Genomic DNA, 21793 nt, shown 5'->3' with positions numbered 1-21793 from the left:
AGGCCCACGCCTCCGGCAACTCTGCCTCTTCCACTCCGCCCGGCGCCCCCGCGCCCCCCTCACCGCTCTCCACACTCACGCACCCAGTTCCCGATCCAGTTCATTGATCAGTTCGTCCGGTGTTCGCGTTCCTTCCGCGAACACCGCTCTGAACCTGCTCCAGCCGCCTGCAGCCCGGCACAGCGCATGCTGCTCCAGCGCGCCCACGGAGACGGTCGCCGAGGTGGCGACCACGTTCGCGACGCGCTTCAGCCAGCCGCGCTGCTCCTCCGTGAACGTCACTCCCGCCGTCTCCTGACGCGCGAGCCACTCCTGGAAGCGAAGGTCCACGGTATCCCGGTACGGCCGGAAGTCGTGCCCGTCGAGTCCCAGCTCGTACCGGAGCACCGAGAGCAGCTCGGGCAGCCCGGCGTTCCGCCGCCGTTTCCCCCGCGCGATGCCGAGGTCGACGTACGCCTTCCAAAGCTGTTGTCCGGTCCATCGCTGGTGCGGCGGACTGACCCTGCTGAGAAGGTCGTCGACCCGCGCCTCGACCTCGCTCAGCGACCGCCGCTCCTTGAAGGCGATGCGCAGGGCGGCGAACCGGTCCTGCTGGTCTGCCATGTACTGGCGCCAGTCCTTCACGGTCCGCTCGGCTCGCATGACGTCCGTCACACCTTCGGCGATCACGCCGCCGTCCTGGCTGAGGTGGTCGATCTTGATCCAGCGGCGTCGTGCCGCTTCGATGAGCGCCTCACGCAGCGCCTCACGCTCGACGAACGGCCGTAGAGCCTGGGCCAGCAAAGCGTCGACGACCGCTTCGTCGGCGGCCGTGGGGGCGGCCCCTTTCGCTGACGGCGCCTCGTTCTCCACCGTCTCCTTCTCGCCAGCAGCCCTGGCCCGCTCCTTCGCCAGCCGGTCCGGATCGGTGGCGTGGACCAGGTCTGTCACCAGCTCGGTCAGCCTGCGGCCGCCCGCACAGCCCTCGATCCGGGCCAGCTGCTGTTCGTCGAGCCGCTGCCCGAGCCGACTCAGGCGGCCGGCCAGGGTAGAGGCATCGGCGACGGTCAGCGGAACCCCTTGCGCACACGCCTGGAGCAGACGCTCCAGGCTGGGCAGGTCCTGCAGGTCGTCACGTACAAGTGGTCGTGCGTCGACCATGGCGTGCTCGGTCACGCCCACGGTGTCGACGATCACGAACCGGTCCTTGCACAGCGCATCCTCGGTGACTCTGCGCAGGTCCTCCGGCTTGATGATCCGGGCGCCACGGCCCTTCATCTGCTCGAAGTACGACCAGGTCCGCACGTCCCGCATGAAGACCAAGCACTCCAGGGCGGGGATGTCGGTGCCGGTGGCGATCATGTCGACGGTGACGGCGATTCGGGTCTCCGGCGCGTTGCGGAATTCCTTGATCGCCTTGGCGGGCTGCGTGGTCTCGCTGTTGATCTTCAAGCAGAACTTGTCACCTGCGTTCCACGCCCTGCGGATCTCCGCGACGATGGTGTCTGCGTGCCGGTTCGTCGCCGCGAAGACCAGGGTCTTCGGGACGATGCTCCGCTGGTGCACGATCTCACCAGTCTCGGCATCGATGTCGGGCGGGAAGATCTCCGTGAACAGCCGGTCCCTGAAGGTCTCGACGACGGTCCGGATCTGGCTCGTGGCCTCGACCCGGGCGTTGAGCTCGGCAGCCGTGTATTCATCGTCCTCGTCCTGCTGGTGCCAGTGCTGCTCGCGCGTGACACGGTCTACATGGGCCAGGACGGTGTTGATCTTCTCGATGGTGCCGTCAGGGGCCTGGGCCTCGGTCACGGCCGGGATCTTCGAGCCGTCCCGCGTGATCCGGGTCGAGATCCGGTAGACGTCGTAGTCGACGTTGACCTCGTCGGCGACCGCTTCCTCGTACGTGTATTGGCTGACCAGGTTGTTCTCGAAGAAGGCGAACGTTGGTCCGATCGGTGTCGCGGTCAGGCCCACGATGTGTGCGTCGAAGTACTCGAGTACGGGCCGCCAGGAGCCGTAGATCGAGCGGTGGCACTCGTCGATGACGATGAAGTCGAAGTGGTCGGGCGGAAGGGCAGCTGAGTAGCGAACCTTGGGCGGTCGCTTGCCGAGCCCCGCTGTCCCGCCGCCCTCGAAGCTTCGCGCCTCCTCGCTGTCGGGTGCCGGTGGCGTCCGCCCAGTCAGCATGCACCACAGCCGCTGGACCGTAGTGATCACGATCTTGTCGGAGTCCGCCAGGCCCGATGCCCCGCCCGACAGGTGCTTGAGGGGAAAGTCCTCGTGCAGCGGCTTCTTCGATTCCGCCGGCTGGAACCCGCGGTACTCCAGGAACGCCTGCTCGCCCAGGTTGTAGCGGTCCACGAGGAACAACACGCGATGCGCGCCCGCGTGCTTGAGCAGCCGATGGCTCGCCTGGACGACGGTGTACGTCTTGCCGGCCCCGGTCGCCATCTGGATGAGGGCTCGCGGACGGTCGGCGGCGAGGGACTTCTCCAAGCCCTCGATGGCCCGGCGCTGAGCGTCGTACAGCTGCCGCTGCGGATCCAGGTGGACGCCGGGCAGCCTGCGCAGCCGGGCCCGCAGGGAGGGCGTCTCAGGGTGGTGCACGGCATTGCGCTTCCAGCGGGCGAGGGTGGCCGACTGGGCCGGGGCGAAGACGTAGCGGCTGCGGGCCCCGCCCTGGGGGGCGTCGGCGGCGGGTGTGCCGTCGAGGTGTTCGGCATCGAGGGCGTTGAGGAAGGTCCAGGCATGGCCGTTAGTTCCGTAGCGGAACGGGAGGGGGCGCTCCTGCCAGGTGCGCTGCTGGTGCTGCGCGGCGATCGGGGCGGCGAGCCGGTCGGCCTCCGCGAGCATCTCGTGGGGGTCGTCCGCGTCGATCCCCGCCACGACGAGGCCGCTGAGGTCCCGGTCGACATGCAGGAGGTAGATCCGCAGACCTTCGAGCTCCGGGTGTGCCGTCCGGACTGCCGTCGGATCAGAGGTCAGGTCGCGCTCGTGCGGGGCGCACACCCTCCATCCGGCGTCGCGCAGAGCCTGCTCGACCTTGTCACTGTTTCCCTGCGCGCTAGAAGCGCTCACGGTCCCTCCCCGTACCTCGCGGCCCTCACGTGCTTTGTGCTTGCCCCGCGCCCTGAAACAGCCCGTCAGCCCCACCCATTACACCAGTTGACGTACGCACGTCCGGGGCTTTCGCCAGCGCGCGGATGATGATCGCGCGGATCTGGCCATGGGCTCCGGCGAGTCACTGTCAGTGCACGTCCGTACAGTGGGCGGTAAGTTGCGTCGGGCCAAGTGGCCCGGCCCGTAGGGGAAGGGCCAGCGAAGACCAGGAAGGACGCTCGGGTGTATGTGACGAGGCTCCGGCTTGACGGCGTGCGTGGTTTCCACGGCGCTCGGGCCTGCGACCTCGATTTCACGCGTCCGGACGGAAGCTTTGCCGGCTGGACCGTCCTCGCCGGGCGCAACGGCTCGGGAAAGACGACCTTGCTGCGGTCGATCGCCCTCGCCCTGGCCGGCCCGGAGCGGGCCAGCAGGCTGGACGGCGAGGTCGAGGACTACCTCACCTATGGGCAGTTTCTGGGAAGGCTGGAGCTGTCCCTGCGCCCGGACCGGGACGCCGACCTCGGGGCCCCCTCTCCGCCCGATCCGCGTACGGTCACGATGGTGTGGGAGCCGGGCCGTGAGCCGCTCAGCGCGAAGGACGCGCCCCCGACCCGAGTCCGGTTCCTCGCCGACCCAGGCGCCAAGATGGCCAACCATCTGTGGGACTTCTCCCCGCCACCGGGCTGGTTCCACGCCGCCTACGGCCCCTTCCGCCGCCTCAGCGGCACCGGCCTCTTCGAGCGCGACCGGCAGAATCCCGACCGTGCCGAGGCCCTGCGCACCCTCTTCGAGGAGCAGTCGGCCCTCACTGAGTCGGTGGTCTGGCTCGTCTCCGTCCACACGCGCCGACTGGAAGGTGAAGCCGGCGCCGAGGAGCTGCTGGAATCGGTGCTCGCGCTCCTCAACGACGATCTGCTACCGGGCGACTTCCGCGTCGAGGAGGTCACCTCGCGCGGCCTATGGCTGCGGCGGGCCGACGGCATGGGGCCACTCATCGCCCAGTGGCGGATGAGCGACGGCCTGCGCACCGTCACGGCGCTGGTCCTCGACGTCGTACGGCAGATGCACGCCGCCTACGGAGGGCTGGCACTGCACAGGGACGACGGCGGCCGACCGTACCTGCCGTACCCGGGCGTCGTCCTCATCGACGAGGTGGACGCGCACCTCCACGTCTCCTGGCAGCAGCGCATCGGCGAGTGGTTCAAGGCCCACTTCCCTGCAGTCCAGTTCATCGTCACCACCCACAGCCCCTACATCTGCCAGGCCGCGGACCCTGGCGGCCTCGTCCGACTGCCGGGCCCGGACGAGCAGGCTCCGCCAGAGGTCGTGGACGAGAAGGAATACGGCACGATCGTCTACGGCACCGGCGACGACGCGGTGCTCTCGGACTTCTTCGGCCTCCGGTCCCCGTTCTCCCGTCGCGCCGAGGAGCTGCGCGAAGAGCTCGCCGACCTGGAGTATGAGGTCGCGGCGGGCGACGCCGATCCGGAGACGGTGCGACGGTTCCGCACTCTGCGCCGGACCCTGGCCAGCTCCCAGGCGACCTACGTCGAGGACTCCAGCCTGCGAGCCAGGAGGCGGGAGACCGGCGGCTCGTGATCAGGATCGTACGACCGCGGCTCCCTACCGGACTGGAATCCTCCCTGCTGGCCCTGACCCAGGAGATAGCTGGCACCCCGGTGCCCGAGCGTGGTGAGCACGCCGAGCGGATGTGGGAGCGCAAGACCGTGCGCCGGGACGTGTACCGGCCGGTGCGCGAGGCATTGGAGGACATGGCGGCCGGTGTGGACTGCTGCATGTACTGCGGCAATCACCTGGCCGACACGGTGGACCACTTCGTCCCCAAATCCCGATGCGCCCTGCGGACCTTCTACTGGCCGAACCTCCTGCTGGCCTGCTCCACCTGCAACACACGCTTCAAGGGCAACAAGCACCGCGGCGACGGCCTCGTCGGTTCCCTCCTCATCGACCCGACCCGCGAGGACCCCTTCGAGCACCTGGACCTCGGGCTCGCCAGCGGCGTCTACCGGCCGGTCGAGGGCTCGCCGAAGGGCGAGTGGACCATCAAGGTCTGCGGCCTGAACGAGGGGAAGCGTCCACGGGTCCGTGCCGAAGCCTGGCTGAACCTGGCCGACGACCTGTGGGGCTGGGCCCAGGCCCGGGCCGTCGGCGATGTCAGGAACATGCGCCGCAAGATCTACCGCATGCGCACCCAGCCGTTTGCCGATGTCTGTTACGCGGCGCTGCGCAAGGCCGTGTCCGAGGATGCGTCCCGGGTCTTCGCGGCCGAGGAGCCGGGCGTCCTGGACCTCCTGAGGGACGACGAGCTGCGGGCCGCCTTCCAGACGTGAGCGGTCGGGCTGAAGCGCCGCCGCGACGGGCACTCGCACCAACTGAGACCAAAACTGAGACCACGCAACAACGAAGGTCCCGACCGCTGGGCGGTCGGGACCTTCGTTTGCCCTGGTGGGCAGGTGCGGAGGATACGAGATTCGAACTCGTGAGGGGTTGCCCCCAACACGCTTTCCAAGCGTGCGCCCTAGGCCACTAGGCGAATCCTCCGCCGCAAACAATACAAGACGTTGGGGAGTGCTCGCGAACATGATCCGGGGGCGGGGTCCGGGAGGGGGATGGAAGCGGGGCGGGGTGGGGGACGGGTTCGTGGGTTGGGGGTGGGATCCGCTAGGGTGGGTCGCAGCCCCTCACGTGGCGCTATCTGACTGAACTCCCCCAGGGCCGGAAGGCAGCAAGGGTAGGTCGGCTCTGGCGGGTGCGTGAGGGGCGCTTGCGTTTGCGGGGCCGGTCGATTGTCGGTGGGGCCCGATATCGTCGTAAGCGTGTCGTCCCTTGCGCTGTACCGCCGCTACCGCCCCGAGACCTTCGCCGAGGTCATCGGGCAAGAGCACGTGACCGATCCGCTGCAGCAGGCGCTGCGGAACAACCGCGTCAACCACGCGTATCTGTTCAGCGGTCCGCGCGGCTGCGGCAAGACCACCAGTGCGCGGATCCTGGCCCGCTGCCTCAACTGTGAGGAAGGTCCCACTCCCACGCCCTGCGGGACGTGCCAGTCGTGCGTGGACCTGGCCAGGAACGGGCGGGGCTCGATCGATGTGATCGAGATCGACGCGGCGTCCCACGGTGGTGTCGACGATGCGCGTGAGCTGAGGGAGAAGGCGTTCTTCGGGCCGGCCGGCAGCCGCTACAAGATCTACATCATCGACGAGGCCCACATGGTCACGTCGGCGGGCTTCAACGCGCTGCTGAAGGTCGTCGAGGAGCCGCCGGAGCATCTGAAGTTCATCTTCGCCACGACCGAGCCCGAGAAGGTCATCGGGACGATCCGGTCGCGGACCCATCACTATCCCTTCCGGCTGGTGCCGCCGGGGACGCTGCGCGAGTACCTGGGACAGGTCTGCGGGCAGGAGGACATTCCGGTCGAGGACGGGGTGCTGCCGCTGGTCGTACGGGCCGGTGCCGGGTCCGTGCGTGACTCGATGTCGGTGATGGACCAGCTGCTCGCCGGGGCGGGCGCCGACGGTGTGACGTATGCCATGGCCACGGCCCTGCTCGGGTACACCGACGGTTCGCTGCTGGACTCCATCGTGGAGGCGTTCGCCGCGGGGGACGGGGCGGCGGCGTTCGAGGTCGTGGACCGGGTGATCGAGGGCGGGAACGATCCGCGCCGGTTCGTGGCGGACCTGCTGGAGCGGTTGCGGGACCTGGTGATCCTCGCGGCGGTGCCGGACGCGGGGGAGAAGGGGCTGATCGACGCCCCGGTGGACGTCGTGGAGCGGATGACGGCGCAGGCCTCGGTGTTCGGAGCGGCGGAGCTGAGCCGCGCCGCCGACCTGGTCAACACCGGGCTGACGGAGATGCGCGGCGCGACCTCGCCGCGGCTCCAGCTGGAGCTGATCTGTGCGCGGGTGCTGCTGCCCGCGGCGTACGACGACGAGCGGTCGGTGCAGGCGCGGCTGGACCGTCTGGAGCGCGGCGCGGGCGCGGCGCTGCTGGGCGGCGCGGGCGGCCTCGGTGGCATGTCCGGCGGCCCCGGGGCGGGCCCCGGGGGCGAGCCGGCGCCCGTCGTGGCGTCCGGTGGCGGGCCCGCGGCCGGATACGTACCGGGTCCGGAGGCGCATCCGCCGATGCCGGCACCCGGCGGCCCGTCGGGGCCGGCTGCCGCGCGGGCCGCGGTACGGGGCACGGGGGCGGGTACTGCCCCCTCGGCTCCTCCGACTCCTGCTGCTCCCTCGGTGCCGGACGCCCCGGCTGCGGGGGGCGTGCAGGGCGGCGAGGGCGTGGCCCCGCAGGCCGGTGGGCCGGCCGACGGCCGTGAGGGTGGTCCGGCGCGGCCCGGTGCGTGGCCCGGAGGGACGGGCCGGGGCGGTGCGGGCACGGGTGCCGGCGCCGGTCCTGGTGGTGCCGCCTCCGGTGGCGCGGCCCCCGGTGGCGCGGCCCCCGGTGGCGCGAGCAACGGCAGCGGCGGCGGAGCCGGTGGCGGTGGTGCGGCGCGGCAGCCCGGGGGCTGGCCCACGGCCGTGGCGCCGGGTCAGGGCGGCGGTCAGGTGCCGGCGCCGCAGGGCGGCCGGACGCCCGCCGGGCCGCCGGCCGCGAGCGGCCCGGCCGGTGGTGTGCCCGGTGGCGCGCCCGGTGGAGTGTCGGGGCCCGGTCCGCAGGCCGCGGGAGCGGCTCCGGGGGCGGCGCAGGGTGCCGCCCAGGTGCGCCAGATGTGGCCGGACATCCTGGATGCGGTGAAGGCCCGCCGGCGCTTCACCTGGATCCTGCTGAGCCAGAACGCCCAGGTCTCCGGCTTCGACGGCACGACCCTGCAGATCGGCTTCCCCAATGCCGGCGCCCGCGACAGCTTCGCCAACGGCGGCAGCGAGGACGTGCTGAAGGACGTCCTGGCCGAGCGCTTCCAGGTGCAGTGGCGGGTCGAGGCGATCGTCGACCCGTCGGGCGGCGCGAATCCGCCGGCCGGTGGCGCGCCCCGGAGCGGGGGTGGCGGCTTCGGCGGTGCGCCGGCGCAGCCGTCCGCACCCCAGGCACCGTCCTCGCAGGGCGGCCCGGCGGCGCCGGCAGCGTCCGGCGGGGCGTACGGCCAGGGCGGCGGGCCGGCCGGTGGTTCCGGTGGCGGTGCCGGTGGTGGTGCCGGCGGAGGCGGTCAGGGCGCCCGGATGGCGCGGGAGGCCGTGGCCCCGTCCGCGTCCGCGGGCGGCGCCCCGGGCGCACCCGCCGTGGAGCCCTCGTACACCCCCGAGCCCCCGCCGATGTCGATCGAGTACGACATGCCGGCCGAGGACGACCCCGACCTCGTCGACTCCGCGCTCAGCGGGCACGACCTCATCGTCCGCGAGCTGGGCGCGACGGTGATCGAGGAGTTCAACAACGAGTAGGACGACGCCGCGTGGGCCGGAGAACGGCGGGAGGAACAGCAGGACGTACGGCAGGACGTACGGCAGGACATAGCGCAGGTCATCGGGCACGTCATAGGCCTGATGCACGGCAGGAGATGCGGTGCGTCAGCGGCGGTGACGGTGTGTGGCCGGGGAGCAGTACGTACACCGGACGTACACCTGTGCTCCTCCCTGCGGCGTAGGGCGCCGGGGCGTCGAAACACGTAGGCTCGGGCTACCGCACAATCGTTGTCGTATGGCAGGAGTCACGTCGTGATCCCCGGTGGTCAGCCCAATATGCAGCAGCTGCTCCAGCAGGCCCAGAAGATGCAGCAGGACCTTGCGGCCGCCCAGCAGGAGCTGGCGGAGACGCCCGTGGAGGGTTCCGCGGGCGGCGGCCTGGTCAAGGCGACGGTGACCGGCTCCGGTGAGCTCAAGGGCCTGGTCATCGACCCCAAGGCGGTCGACACCGACTCCGCGGAGGAGACGGCCGAGACCATCGCCGACCTCGTGCTCGCGGCGGTCCGGGACGCCAACGCCAAGGCCCAGCAGCTCCAGCAGCAGAAGCTCGGTCCGCTCGCCCAGGGTCTGGGTGGCGGCGGCATCCCCGGCCTCACGTTCTGAGGAATCCCCGGTCTCCCTTTCTGAGGAGTAGCCAACTAGCGTACGCAGCACGGCAGAAGAGAGAGAAGACGTTCCGTGTATGAAGGCGTGGTCCAGGACCTGATCGACGAGTTGGGCAGACTGCCCGGCGTCGGTCCCAAGAGCGCGCAGCGGATCGCCTTCCACATCCTTCAGGCCGAGCCGACCGATGTCCGCCGGCTCGCGAACGCGCTGATGGAGGTCAAGGCGAAGGTCCGGTTCTGCAGCGTCTGCGGCAACGTGGCGCAGGAGGAGCAGTGCCGGGTCTGCCTGGACCCGCGGCGTGACCCGGCGGTCATCTGTGTCGTGGAGGAGCCCAAGGACGTCGTGGCGATCGAGCGGACCCGCGAGTTCCGCGGCCGCTACCACGTCCTCGGTGGCGCGATCAGCCCCATCGAGGGCGTCGGCCCCGACGACCTGCGGATCCGGGAACTGCTGGCCAGGCTCGCGGACGGCACCGTCACGGAGCTGATCCTGGCCACCGACCCGAATCTGGAGGGCGAGGCCACGGCCACGTATCTGGCCCGCATGATCAAACCCATGGGTTTGAGGGTGACACGACTGGCGAGCGGTCTGCCGGTCGGAGGCGATCTGGAGTATGCCGACGAGGTCACGCTCGGGCGGGCCTTCGAAGGGAGGAGACTTCTCGATGTCTGATGCCACGCTGCACAACGCGCGACAGAACCCGGACGACTTCGCCGTTTCGATCTCCGACTCGATCGAGAGCTTCATCGTCGCGGTCACGGAGGTCGCCAAGGGGGACGAGCCGGACAGCGCGGTGCCCTTCCTCCTCCTGGAGGTCTCCCAGCTGCTGCTCACCGGCGGCCGGCTGGGCGCGCACGAGGACATCGTCCCCGAGGAGCGCTACGAGCCGGACACCGGGCCGGAGCCCGATGTGGACGAGCTGCGGGAGCGTTTCGCCGTCCTGCTCGACCCGGTGGACGTGTACTCCGAGGTCTTCGACCCGTACGTGCCGCGCAGCGAGCCGGTGGCCTGCCGGATCTCGGACGACCTGGCGGACATCATCACCGACCTGCGGCACGGGCTGGCGCACTACCGCGCCGGGCGGATCGTCGAGGCGCTGTGGTGGTGGCAGTTCTCCTACCTGACCAACTGGGGCCCGACCGCCTCGGCCGCCCTGCGGGCGCTGCAGTCGCTGGTCGCCCACGTACGCCTGGACCAGCCGCTGGACGAGCTGGACGGGCTGGACACCGACAGCGGCGTCAACGGCGACGGTGACGAGGAGCGGCTCGCGGAGGAGGCCGGCAAGGTCATGGCGGCGGAGATCGCCGGGCCGCTGGGGCTGCGGGAGCTGCGGGGCACCTGAGCCCGGGAGCTGCGGGGCAGCTGGTGAGCCCGGGAGCTGCGGGGCGCACCTGAGCCCGCGGGGGCCGGGCTGCCGGGCCGGTGGCTGTGACCTGGGTTACCTTTCCGTGTGTACCGGCCCGTAGCGGGCATGTGCTCGCCGAGCGGGCGCGACGGTGCGCCACGCGGAACCGACCGGCGGGAGATCATCACGCGGTGGGCCGGGCGTCTCCCGACGTACGGCGCGGACGGTCCGTCTCACGGACGCGTCTCACCATGTGATAACAGCAGGGCGGACTCCGCTTGCTCGTTAGACTGAGCCGACCGCAGTACCCCCATGTCCGGGGGTCCGGGAGGAAACTCCCGAAGAGACAGTTGCGAGGAGCGCACGTGGGCCTTGTCGTGCAGAAGTACGGCGGCTCATCCGTTGCGGATGCCGAGGGCATCAAGCGCGTTGCCAAGCGAATCGTCGAGGCCAAGAAGAACGGCAACCAGGTTGTCGTGGTGGTTTCGGCGATGGGCGACACGACGGACGAGCTGATCGATCTCGCGCAGGAAGTGTCCCCGATCCCGTCGGGGCGCGAGTTCGACATGCTGCTGACCGCCGGAGAGCGGATCTCCATGGCCCTGCTGGCGATGGCGATCAAAAACCTCGGTCACGAGGCGCAGTCCTTCACCGGTAGCCAGGCCGGTGTCATCACCGACTCCGTGCACAACAAGGCACGGATCATCGATGTCACCCCGGGCCGTATCCAGGCCTCCATCGACGAGGGCAACATCGCCATCGTCGCCGGTTTCCAGGGCGTGTCCCAGGACAAGAAGGACATCACCACGCTGGGGCGCGGTGGCTCGGACACCACCGCGGTGGCGCTGGCCGCCGCGCTGAATGCCGACGTCTGTGAGATCTACACCGATGTGGACGGCGTCTTCACCGCCGACCCCAGGGTCGTCAAGAAGGCCCGGAAGATCGACTGGATCTCCTTCGAGGACATGCTGGAGCTCGCCAGCTCCGGCTCCAAGGTGCTGCTGCACCGCTGCGTCGAGTACGCACGCCGTTACAACATCCCGATCCACGTCCGCTCGTCCTTCTCCGGGCTGCAGGGCACGTGGGTCAGCAACGAACCGCAAGGGGACCAGCCGATGGAGCAGGCAATCATCTCGGGCGTCGCACACGACACCTCCGAGGCGAAGGTCACGGTCGTCGGAGTCCCGGACAAGCCGGGCGAGGCCGCGCGCATCTTCCGTGCGATCGCGGACTCCGAGGTCAACATCGACATGGTCGTGCAGAACGTGTCCGCCGCGTCGACCGGCCTGACCGACATCTCCTTCACCCTCCCCAAGGCCGAGGGCCGCAAGGCCGTGGCGGCCCTGGAGAAGACCCGCGCCACGGTGGGCTTCGACTCGCTGCGCTACGACGACCAGATCGCCAAGATCTCGCTGGTCGGCGCGGGCATGAAGACCAACCCGGGCGTCACCGCGACGTTCTTCGAGGCGCTGTCGAACGCCGACGTGAACATCGAGCTCATCTCGACCTCCGAGATCCGCATCTCGGTCGTCACCCGCGCCGATGACGTCAACGAGGCCGTGCGCGCCGTGCACACCGCGTTCGGTCTGGACTCGGAGAGCGACGAGGCCGTGGTCTATGGCGGCACCGGTCGATGATTCCGGCCGAAGCGGGCCGTCCGTCCCTCGCTGATACGGCGGGGGCACAGGCCCGCACGGCCCGGGAGCCGGCCGGCAAGCCGGATCTCGCCGTCGTCGGTGCCACCGGCGCCGTCGGCTCGGTCCTGCTCGGCATCCTGTCCGAGCGGGCCGACATCTGGGGCGAGATCCGGCTGATCGCTCCCCCGAGCTCTCAACTGCGTTCGGGCAGGGGGGACCTCCATCCGAGCTCTCCCCTGCGTTCGGGCAGGGGGGAGCCGGACCCGTGCCCGGGCGCCCGCAAGCTGACCGTGCGGGGCGCGGAGGTCGAGGTCGTCCCGCTGAGCGAGGACGCCCTCGACGGCATCGACGTGGCGATGTTCGCCGTCCCGGACGAGGTCGCCGCGCAGTGGGCGCCGGTCGCGGTGTCCAAGGGCGCGGTGGTCATCGACTCCTCGCGCGCGTTCCGGCAGGACCCGGACGTGCCGCTGGTCGTCCCCGAGATCAACGCGCACACGGCCCGGGTGCGCCCGCGCGGCATCCTCGCCGGCCCCGGCTGCACCACCCTCGCGATGATCGTCGCGCTCGGTGCGCTGCACGCCGAGTACGGACTGAGCGAGCTGATCGTCTCCTCGTACCACGCCGCCTCCGCGGCCGGCCGGGCCGGCGCCGAGACGCTGCGGGCCCAGCTGTCCGCGGTGTCCGGTACGGACCTGGGAGCCACGCCCGGTGACGTACGGCGGGCCGTCGGCGACACCCTGGGGCCGTTCCCGGCGCCGCTCGCGCTCAACGTCGTGCCCTGGGCCGGCACGCTCCAGGAGGACGGCTGGTCCTCGGAGGAGCTCGACGTCCGGCACGAGTCCCGCAAGGTCCTCGGACTGCCGGACCTGCCGGTCGCCGCGACCTGCGTGCGGGTGCCGGTGCTCACGACCCACTCGCTGACCGTCCACGCCCGTTTCGAGAACGAGGTCACGGTCGGCGGCGCCCACGAGATCCTGGCGGCGGCCCCCGGCGTCGTGCTGTGCGACGTCCCCGAGGAGGACGAGTACCCCACCCCGTCCGACGTCGTCGGCACGGACCCCACCTGGGTCGGCCGCGTACGGCGGTCCCTGGACGATCCGCGGGCGCTGGAACTGTTCGTGTGCGGCGACAACCTCCGCAAGGGCGCGGCCCTCAACACGGCCCAGATCGGGGAGTTGGTGGCGGGGGAGCTGCGGGAGATGCGGGGAATGTCGGGGATGTCTGGGATGCGGGGGGCTCGGGCGGAGCGGGGCGCGCGGCTGGAGTGAGGCCCGTGGGGCTTGTGGGGTCGTCGGGTTCGGGGCTCGGCCCGGTGGGGTTGTTGGTCAGCCTGGTCGGTCCGGTGGGGGTTGTTGGTCAGCCCGGTCAGCGTTCTTGCTCGGCTCTCTGAAGGGGTGACTTGGCGGGATTGGCCGTGGCGGGCCGACCGTCTGGGGGATACTTTGATGGACGTGTGAAGATCCTGTGAGCGAATCGCTGGTCCGTACCTCTTGATCTGGGCTGACGATCTGTTCGACCATTCGCTCCCCGCCACACTGCAACCGGCAGTTCGGCGGGGAGCGTCTTTGTGGCCATCCCGGAGGGGTGGTCCGGGACGCCTGCGGGTCTGCACATGTGAGCCCTCGGGTGTCGAGGCGAACTCAATTGGATAAATGGGGCATTCGGGAAGAGCTGGTACGCATGAGGGCATTTGATGCATCGTCAAAAGCGGTGCCTTGCGCGTACAACCCTTATGGGGGGAAGCGTGTCCAACAGGCGTGGCAGAGGTACTCGGATTCACCATCGCCCCGGCGGGCGCGGCAGGCGCGGCAGTGCGTCCGCAGCGGCCCCGCGCAGTCGGGGGCATGCCAGTGATCGCGCCCTGGCCCACCACGCGTCCCGCGCAGATTCCTTCTCAGCGTGGGGACACTGACGACGCGATGGCCGTGGGCACCACAGTCGACCACCTCACCGAGACCTACCGGGCGCACTACCGCTCTCTGCTCGGTCTCGCCGCGCTGCTCCTCGACGACACCGCCTCCTGCGAGGACGTCGTACAGGAAGCCTTCATCCGGGTGCACTCCGCGCGCGGCCGGGTGCGCGATCCCGAGAAGACCCTCGCCTACCTCCGGCAGACGGTCGTCAACCTCTCGCGCTCCGCGCTGCGCCGCCGCATCCTCGGCCTCAAGCTGCTCTCCAAGCCGATGCCCGACATGGCCAGCGCGGAAGAGGGCGCGTACGACCTGCTGGAGCGGGACCAGCTGATCAAGGCGATGCGCGGGCTGCAGCGCCGCCAGCGCGAGGTGCTGGTGCTGCGCTATTTCGCCGATATGACCGAGGCGCAGGTGGCGCAGACGCTGGGCATATCGCTCGGCTCGGTCAAGGCGTACGGGTCGCGGGGCATCGCGGCGCTCCGCGTCGCGATGGAGGCTCCGGCATGAGTGGCAACAGGTACGGCCGGTACGGGCCGTTCGGCGCGGGTTCTCCGGGGGGCGGGGCTGGGACGTGGGGTGCGGCTGGGCCGGTTGGTTCGATCGGTCCGGTTGGTTCAGGCGGGGCTGAGGGTGGTCCGGGTGGCGTGACCGGCGGGCGCGCGGTTCCGGGCTGGGCGTCGGGGTTTGCCGGGATGGACGACGCCTCGTACCGCACGCGTGGCGCGTCGGGCCATGGGCCGCAGGGGTTGTACCTCGTACGCGAGGCGCAGGACGGCGGTCCGGGCGGCGGTCAGGCCGGCGGTCGGAGCGGCTACGCGAGGCGCGAGAGCCACGAGAACGATGCGAACGACGAGAACCAGAGGCTTCGCGAGGGCTATGGGGCCCGCGACACCGGCGGGAGCCGTGAAGCCCGCGAGAGCCATGAGTACGACCGTGGGGTGCGGGACCGTGAGACGCGGGCCCGTGAGACTGAGGCGTCCGAGGAGGCCCGGTCCAGTGGTGGCGAGGCCGGTGGGACCCGCTCCCGTAGTGGGGAGCCCGGTGGGACACGTTCCCGTGGGGGCGAGGCCGGCGATGCCCGCTCCCGTGGGGGCGTCCGCGACAACGATGCCCATGCCGGCGGGGCGTTCGACGGGTCGGTCTCCGCGGTTCCGGCCGCTGACGGTTCTGCCTCCGCGGGCAGTGGTGACGACGGTGACGGGGACGACCACGGGCGCAGCCACCCCACCGGCGGCGGATTCGGTGGCGGCTTCGGCGACGAGGACGACCTGAGGCGCCTCCTGCAGTCCAGCGTCGACGGCCTCGAACCGTCCCCGGACGCCCTCGATCACCTGCGCCGCGCCGTACCTGCCCGCCGTCAGCGCCGTCGGCACGCCGTCGTCGGCGCGGCCGCCGCACTGCTGCTCGGCGGTACGTCGATCCCCGCCATGCTGCACGTCGCGAACCTCGCCGACGGCTCCCCCGACCGGCCCGCCAACGCCGCGAACAGCCAGCGCGCCCACGACGCCGACGGGGGTACGCACGGCGAGGGCACCGAGCAGGCCGGGCCGCGCCCGACCGACCAGGGCGGCGCCAGGCCGGGCGGCGGGCAACCCGCGGGCAAGGGCAAGACGAGGGAGAAGAACGGCACCGGCCACGGCCCGGGTGCCGGAACCCCCGCGCCCGACGAGACCATGGACGTCACCTCGCCGGTCTGCGGACGCGATCAGCTCGGCCAGGGAACGAGCAAGGTCGGCCCGGCGGACGCCGACGGCCGCGTCTACGGTGCGTTCCGGGTGGTCAACACGTCCGCCACGCCCTGTTCCGTCCAGGGCGGCGGCACCGTCGTCGTGGCTTCCGCGCAGGGCTCCACGAATCCCGACCACATCCACGTGGTCGACCACACCTCAGGCGACGAGGCCACCGGCCTGCCCGATCCGGCCACCACCCCCGACCAGCTGGTGCTCAAGCCGGGCGAGGCGTACGAGGTGAAGTTCGCCTGGATCCCGCAGGCCGGCGGCGGCCCGACCGGGTGCGTCAACCCGGGGCCCTCGCCCACTCCCGACCCCTCCAAGGACCCGGGGCAGTCCCCGGACGCGGGGGCCACGACGGGCACGGACACGGGCGGTCAGGCGGGTGGCGACGACGGCGGTGCCGGCGGTGGCGGAGCCGCGTCCGGAGGGATCGTTCTCAGCCACACGCCGGAGGCCGGCGAGCCCGCCGCAACCGACGCCAAGATCGCCGACGCCTGCGCCGGAACGGTTTACCGCACGGAGGCGGTGGCGGCCGAGTAGTGGCCGGGGGGCCGTGGTGGCTGGGGCGGCGGTGGAGCCGTGGTAGCGGCCTGGGGCGTAGGTGTGGGGTGCGGCGCTCCGGCGGCCCGTTGAACGGGCGGCAAGGGGGCGGTGAGGGGGCGGTGAGGCCTCGCGGGGCGGGCCCCGTACCGTTGATGGGGTGTACCGGTTCCTGCTGACCCCGCGGTGGTGGGGAATCAACGTCTTCGCCGTACTGGCGATTCCCTTCTGCATCTTCATGGGCAGCTGGCAGCTGAGCCGCTTCGAGGACCGCGTCGACACCCACCGGCAGCAGGAGGACCGCTCGGCCGAGGCGAAGGCCGCGGCCGCCCGGCCCCTCGACAGCCTGCTGCCCGTCGACAAGGTGACCTCCGGACGCCAGGCCAGCGCCCGCGGGCACTACGACACCGAGCACCAACTGTTCGTACCGGACCGCACGCTGAAGGACAAGCACGGCGAGCGGCAGGGCTTCTACGTCCTCACCCTCCTGCGCACGGACCACGGCAAGGCGCTCCCGGTCGTACGCGGCTGGCTGCCCGGTGACGCCGATGCGAAGGCCGACACGGCGAAGGTGCCCGCACCGCCCAAGGGCGAGGTCACGGTCACCGGCGCGCTGCAGGCCTCCGAGAACCAGGGCACCGACGGCGTCCAGGCGGGCGGCGGACTGCCGCGCGGCCAGCTCGGCATGATCAGCGCGGCGTCGCTGGTCAACATCGCGCCGTACGACGTCTACGACGCCTGGATCACTCTGACCGACCCGCAGGCCCCGCTGCAGCCCGTCCCCCCGGCCGCCGCCGAGGGCAGCGGCCTGGACCTCAAGGCCTTCCAGAACCTCGGCTACACCGGCGAGTGGTTCGTCTTCGCCGGCTTCGTGGTCTTCATGTGGTTCCGCCTCTTCCGCCGCGATTCCGAAGCCGCCAAGGACGCAGCCCTGGGCCTCCTCCCGGAGACGGACGGGCGTGAGGTGGCGAACGGGCCGGCGGGGGCGACGGACGAGCCGGTTGGGGCTCCGGATGTGCCGGTTGGGGCGGCGGACGGGCCAGTTAGAGCGGCGGATGTGCCGGTTGGGGCTTCGGATGTGGCGGCAGGAACTCCGGATGTGGCGGCTGGGGTGGCGGACGGGTCGGTTGGGGCTTCGGAAGCGGCAGACGGGTCGGCTGCGGCTCCGGATGTGGCGGCTGGGGTGGCGGACGGGCTGACTGGCCAGGAGCGGGGCGGGGCTGCGGGGGTGGGGCGGGGCTGAGGGGCTCGGCGGCTGCTCTTCCCCCGGGGGGCCGCCCCCCGCCCCCACCCCTCCCCCTCCCCGTTGCGGGCCCGAGCTCCAGCCTGCAATCGGTACCTGCAATGCCATTGCACCTGGTCAGAGGGCGTACGACCGTTGTAGCCGCAATGGAATCGGTGTGCCACGGTAGCCCCATGGCAGGCAACCGCACCCCCTCGCAACGACCTGGCCACACCCACCCGCACAGCCATGACCACGCTCACCCCGCGCGTGCCGGTGACGGCCATGGCGAGGGTCCCGCCCCCCCGGCGGACGGGCACGGCGACAGCACCCACGGCCACGCCCACACCCATAGCCACGCCCCCAGCCACTCCCACCCCCACCTGACGTCCCCTCCCGGGCGCTGGGGGCGGGTGCGGCATCAGCTTGGACACCTGCTCACCCCGCACAGCCATGCGGCGGCGGACAAGGTGGATGCCGCGATGGAGACCTCCCGGGAGGGCATGCGCACGCTGTGGCTCTCGCTCGGGATCCTCGGGGGGACCGGGCTGGTTCAGGCGGTCATCGTCGCGCTGTCGGGCTCGGTGGCGCTGCTCGGTGACACCCTGCACAACGCCGCGGACGCCCTGACCGCGGTGCCCCTCGGTATCGCCTTCGTGCTCGGCCGCCGTGCGGCGAACCGCCGTTACACCTACGGCTACGGCCGTGCCGAGGACCTCGCCGGTATCGCCATCGTTCTGACCATCGCCGCCTCCTCCCTTCTGGCCGCTTACGAGGCCGTTGACCGCTTGCTGCACCCCCGTGACGTGACCCATCTCGGGGCGGTGGCCGTGGCCGCCGTCGTCGGGTTCCTCGGTAACGAATGGGTGGCCCGCTACCGCATCCGCACCGGCCGCAAGATCGGCTCCGCGGCCCTGGTCGCCGACGGGCTGCACGCCCGCACCGACGGTTTCACCTCCCTCGCCGTCCTCCTCGGTGCCGGAGGCGCAGCTCTCGGCTGGCGCCTTGCCGACCCCCTCATCGGTCTGTTGATCACCGCCGCCATCCTGGTCGTCCTGCGCGACGCGGCCCGCGAGGTCTACCGGCGGCTGATGGACTCCGTCGATCCCGAGCTCCTCGACACCGCGGAGACCGCCCTGCGCACGGTGGCCGGGGTCCGTGGCGTGGGCCAGGTCCGCATGCGCTGGATCGGTCACACGCTGCGTGCCGAGGCCGATATCGTCGTCGACTCCCAGCTGACCGTGGTGCAGGCCCACGGCCTCGCCGTCGCCGCCGAGCACGCACTCATCCACGCCGTCCCCCGGCTCACCGCCGCGACCGTCCACACCGATCACACGACCGAGGGCACCGGGATCACCGACCCGCATGCCGCCCTCGCCCATCACGCGGTGGCCTGAGCCGTGCTCTGCTGTTCTCCTTTCGGGTAGATAACCCCTCTTTCTGCCGTCTTGCTTTCTCCCTTGATTCCTTTGCCCCCTTCCGTCCTGGCGTCCTTGCTTTCCTGCCTCGTTGCCTTCGGGTGTCTGCTGGTCAGGCGGTCAGGCGGTCTGGCGCCGGGCGGTCAGGTAGCGCTGGGTGAAGTCGAGTTCCAGGCGGACCTGCTTGATGCGTTCCTCGACGACGAGGGAGCCGTGGCCCGCGTCGTAGCGGTAGACCTCGTGCGGGTGGCTGCGCTGTTCCAGGCGCTGGACGTAGTTCTCCACCTGCCGGATCGGGCAGCGCGGGTCGTTGACGCCGGCGGAGATGTAGACCGGGGCCCGCACGGCGTCCACGTACGTCAGGGGGGACGAGGCCTCGAAGCGCTCCGGGACCTCCTCGGGGGTGCCGCCCAGGAGGGTGCGGTCCATGGCCTTGAGGGCTTCCATCTCGTCGTTGTAGGCCGTGACGTAGTCCGCCACCGGTACTGCCGCGAGGCCCAACGCCCAGGCCTCCGGCTGGGTGCCGAGCCCGAGCAGGGTGAGGTAGCCGCCCCAGGAGCCGCCGGCCAGGACCAGCCGCTCCGGGTCCGCCAGGCCGGAGCCGACCGCCCACTCGCGCACCGCGGAGATGTCCTCGAGCTCGATCAGCCCGACGCGGTGCTTGAGCGCGTCCGTCCAGGCGCGGCCGTAGCCCGTCGAGCCGCGGTAGTTGACGCGGACGACCGCGAAGCCGTGGTCGACCCACGCCGCCGGGGACGAGGCGAAGGCATCACTGTCGTGCCAGGTCGGGCCGCCGTGGATGTCGAACACCGTCGGGAAGGGGCCGTCGCCCGGAGGCTGCTGCACCAGGGCGTGGATACGGCCGCCGGGGCCTTCCACCCAGACGTCCCGCACCGGCACCGACCCGGGCGCCTTCATGCCGGGCGGGTCCAGCACGACCGCACCGCTCGTCGAGCGCACCTCCGGGGGCTGCGCGGCCGACGACCACAGGAACTCGACCGTTCCGTCCGGCCGTGCCGTCGAGCCCGAGACCGTGCCGGCCGGGGTCTCGACGCGGGCCAGTATCGCGCCCGTCGGCTCGTCTCCGAGGTCGTACCGCCACAGCTCGCTCCGGGCCTGGTATTCGTGCTCCACGAGGAGTGCCGAGCCGTCCGGGTACCAGTCGGCGCCGACGTCTCCCGGGAGGTCGATCTCCAGGGCCGTCTCCTTGCCGGTCAGCGGGTCCCAGATCATCGGCTCCCAGCGGCCCCGGCGCTGGTGCCCGACCAGCAGCCGGGAGTCACCGTCCACCGGTGCGAAGCCCAGCACCGACAGGCCCAGCTCCTCGGTGCCACCGTTGGTGTCGTCCAGCTCGGCGACGGTGGAGCCGTCGGGCCGGACGACGCGGATCGCGGAGTGCATCGCGTCGCCGTGCTCGGTGTGCTCGATGGCGATCAGTGAGCCGTCGTGCGCGAGGTCGCCGACGCCCGCCGACTCGCGGTGGCGGTAGATCTCCACCGGGGGCTCTCCCGGGCGTACGACGTGGATCGTCGAGCCGTCGTCGTCCGTGGAGCGGCCGACGATCGCGGTGCCGTCGCGGCCGATGGCCAGCCCGCCCGGATAGGAGGGGGCGAGCCCGGGGGTGGCCGGCTCGTCCGGGCCGCCGGCGAACGGCTGCCGCATCCAGACGCCGAACTCGTCCCCGTCGGTGTCCGAGAACCACCAGATCCATTCGCCGTCCGGCGAGAGCGTCCCGTCCGTCGTGCCGTTCGGCCGGTCCGTGGCCTGCCGCTGGGCGCCGGTCGCCCGGTCCCAGGCGTACAGCTCGAAGGTGCCGGTGGCGTTCGAGACGAACAGCGAGCGGTCCGGGGCGTCCTCGGCCCAGTCCGGCAGGCCGATCCGCGGGGCGCGGAAGCGCTTCTCCCAGTGGGGCATGTCCGCGGTGTCCGTGGGGGGCAGGTCCGCGGTGTCCGTCTTCGGCGAGCCGGCCGGGTCAGGTGTCGACGCTCCCGGGCCCGTTATGGGGTCGGCCGAGTCCGTCAGCGTCCCGGAGGAGCGGTCGGAGCGGTCGGGGTCGGCCGAGGAAGGGGTCGGGGCGGGGGAGCGGTCGGGGCCTGCGGTCGTCTCGTCAGTCATGGGCCCATTCTGCGCCCGGCGCTCGAAATGCGTTGGTGAGGGCCACAACCCTGTGGATAACTTCGCGATATGCGAAGACGCACCGGCCCCGACGACTGGCGGGAGACCCATCGCGTGAGGTGGGACGGGCGGGTGGCCGTCCACAGCGCGAGCGATTTTTATGACCAGGAGTGCTTCGCGACGAGCGAGGCGGCGGTGTCGGCCCAGCGCGCCAGGCCCGGGAGCCGGTTCGGGGCCCCGATACCGGTCTGGACGATGGCGTACGACGTGTCGGGGGCGGCTTCGGCGGCGTCGTAGACGTCGGCGGCGATGCAGGCCGCCCGGTCCCGGCCGTAGCCGAGTTCGGCGGCGTGCTCGCGGGCGGCCTCCATGGCCAGTTCGGAGAAGTCCGGGCCGGCGACGCGGGCGGCGCCGCGATGCGCCCGGGAAAGCGTGCCCCGGGCCCGGTGATTCAGCCGTGCCGCCTCGGTCGACGAAGTACCCGGTCCGTACAGGGACTTCGAGGCGCCGACAGTCAACAACCGCAGTGTCGAATGGCGGCATCCGCTCGGTGACGTCGTCTCCGCCGTGGCCGGCGCCGGTCCGCGCATCGACTTCCTGCACGAGCACGACACGACCATGGTCCAGCGGTTCGCCGCACGTCGGCGGGGCGACGACGGGTACGACCGCTTTCCCGGGGACCGCCCCCGCGTGCCCCTCAGGTACTCGCTTCGGGCCAGTCGTCCTCGTCGAGGTGCGTTCCTTCCGGCCTGTCGGAACGGGCCCCGGG

General features: G+C 71.3%; 13 protein-coding genes, 1 tRNA gene, 1 other RNA gene and 3 pseudogenes. 14 read left to right on the top strand and 4 right to left on the bottom strand.

The genetic code is table 11. The annotated features are described in order from the left end of the window. Window positions 1-75: 75 nt before the first annotated feature. Entirely contained in the window at window positions 76-3057 is a 2982-nt protein-coding gene (locus AB0E02_RS08825; protein ID WP_362137287.1) for a DEAD/DEAH box helicase family protein, read from the bottom strand. A 213-nt stretch (window positions 3058-3270) separates the two neighbouring features. On the opposite strand from AB0E02_RS08825, the gene AB0E02_RS08820 reads away from it, so the two are divergent. Both AB0E02_RS08820 and AB0E02_RS08815 read left to right on the top strand, forming a co-directional pair. Further along, window positions 3271-4680, top strand: a complete 1410-nt coding sequence (locus tag AB0E02_RS08820; RefSeq protein WP_362137286.1) for an AAA family ATPase — start codon at window positions 3271-3273, stop codon at window positions 4678-4680. Continuing rightward, a complete protein-coding gene (locus tag AB0E02_RS08815; RefSeq protein ID WP_362137285.1) occupies window positions 4677-5432 on the top strand; it encodes an HNH endonuclease in 756 nt (251 codons plus the stop codon). Before AB0E02_RS08820 ends, AB0E02_RS08815 begins: the two co-directional genes overlap by 4 nt. Window positions 5433-5558: 126 nt before the next feature. Here the strand turns inward: AB0E02_RS08815 and AB0E02_RS08810 are convergent. Further along, window positions 5559-5643, bottom strand: a tRNA-Ser gene (locus AB0E02_RS08810). 131 nt (window positions 5644-5774) lie between these two features. On the opposite strand from AB0E02_RS08810, the gene ffs reads away from it, so the two are divergent. The 11 genes and pseudogenes from ffs to AB0E02_RS08755 all read left to right on the top strand — a co-directional run bounded on the left by ffs (window position 5775) and on the right by AB0E02_RS08755 (window position 18888). Beyond that, an RNA gene (gene ffs / locus AB0E02_RS08805) (signal recognition particle sRNA small type) lies at window positions 5775-5873 on the top strand. Between the two features lie 45 nt (window positions 5874-5918). Next, complete coding sequence (locus AB0E02_RS08800; protein WP_362137284.1) at window positions 5919-8474, top strand: DNA polymerase III subunit gamma and tau; 2556 nt, start codon at window positions 5919-5921, stop codon at window positions 8472-8474. A 273-nt stretch (window positions 8475-8747) separates the two neighbouring features. Next, entirely contained in the window at window positions 8748-9098 is a 351-nt protein-coding gene (locus AB0E02_RS08795; RefSeq protein WP_078866577.1) for a YbaB/EbfC family nucleoid-associated protein, read from the top strand. A 75-nt stretch (window positions 9099-9173) separates the two neighbouring features. After that, on the top strand, window positions 9174-9773 hold the full coding sequence (gene recR / locus AB0E02_RS08790) for a recombination mediator RecR (protein WP_006604196.1): 600 nt from the start codon (window positions 9174-9176) through the stop codon (window positions 9771-9773). Continuing rightward, a complete protein-coding gene (locus AB0E02_RS08785) occupies window positions 9766-10443 on the top strand; it encodes a DUF5063 domain-containing protein (RefSeq protein ID WP_362137283.1) in 678 nt (225 codons plus the stop codon). The genes recR and AB0E02_RS08785 overlap by 8 nt, the downstream gene beginning before the upstream one ends. A gap of 368 nt (window positions 10444-10811) precedes the next feature. Next, complete coding sequence (locus AB0E02_RS08780) at window positions 10812-12083, top strand: aspartate kinase (protein ID WP_030417013.1); 1272 nt, start codon at window positions 10812-10814, stop codon at window positions 12081-12083. Further along, on the top strand, window positions 12080-13351 hold the full coding sequence (locus AB0E02_RS08775) for an aspartate-semialdehyde dehydrogenase (protein WP_362137282.1): 1272 nt from the start codon (window positions 12080-12082) through the stop codon (window positions 13349-13351). Before AB0E02_RS08780 ends, AB0E02_RS08775 begins: the two co-directional genes overlap by 4 nt. Window positions 13352-13927: 576 nt before the next feature. Next, window positions 13928-14503 carry a SigE family RNA polymerase sigma factor gene (locus AB0E02_RS08770; RefSeq protein WP_030813359.1) on the top strand — a complete coding sequence of 192 codons (576 nt, stop codon included), beginning with the start codon at window positions 13928-13930 and terminating at the stop codon, window positions 14501-14503. A 185-nt stretch (window positions 14504-14688) separates the two neighbouring features. Next, the gene (locus AB0E02_RS08765) at window positions 14689-16269 is read left to right on the top strand and encodes a hypothetical protein (protein WP_362137281.1); all 1581 of its coding nucleotides are present in this window, start codon (window positions 14689-14691) and stop codon (window positions 16267-16269) included. A gap of 160 nt (window positions 16270-16429) precedes the next feature. Then, a pseudogene (locus AB0E02_RS08760) lies at window positions 16430-17218 on the top strand (SURF1 family protein); the annotation flags it as partial. A 395-nt stretch (window positions 17219-17613) separates the two neighbouring features. Then, window positions 17614-18888 carry a cation diffusion facilitator family transporter gene (locus AB0E02_RS08755; protein WP_362137280.1) on the top strand — a complete coding sequence of 425 codons (1275 nt, stop codon included), beginning with the start codon at window positions 17614-17616 and terminating at the stop codon, window positions 18886-18888. Between the two features lie 141 nt (window positions 18889-19029). On the opposite strand, the gene AB0E02_RS08750 is transcribed toward AB0E02_RS08755, so the two are convergent. Beyond that, the gene (locus AB0E02_RS08750) at window positions 19030-20823 is read right to left on the bottom strand and encodes a prolyl oligopeptidase family serine peptidase (RefSeq protein ID WP_362137389.1); all 1794 of its coding nucleotides are present in this window, start codon (window positions 20821-20823) and stop codon (window positions 19030-19032) included. Window positions 20824-21200: 377 nt separating this feature from the next. Next, window positions 21201-21458, bottom strand: a pseudogene (locus AB0E02_RS08745) (SAM-dependent methyltransferase); the annotation flags it as partial. Between the two features lie 16 nt (window positions 21459-21474). Between AB0E02_RS08745 and AB0E02_RS08740 the strand changes: the two are divergent. Beyond that, window positions 21475-21750, top strand: a pseudogene (locus tag AB0E02_RS08740) (SAM-dependent methyltransferase); the annotation flags it as partial. Window positions 21751-21793 lie beyond the last annotated feature (43 nt).

Origin of the sequence: Streptomyces sp. NPDC048196, assembly GCF_040652715.1 — a bacterium.
Taxonomy (GTDB): Bacteria; Actinomycetota; Actinomycetes; order Streptomycetales; family Streptomycetaceae; genus Streptomyces; species Streptomyces siderophoricus.
Note: the sequence above shows the minus strand (reverse complement) of the source record. Positions and strands in the feature narration are given on the sequence as shown.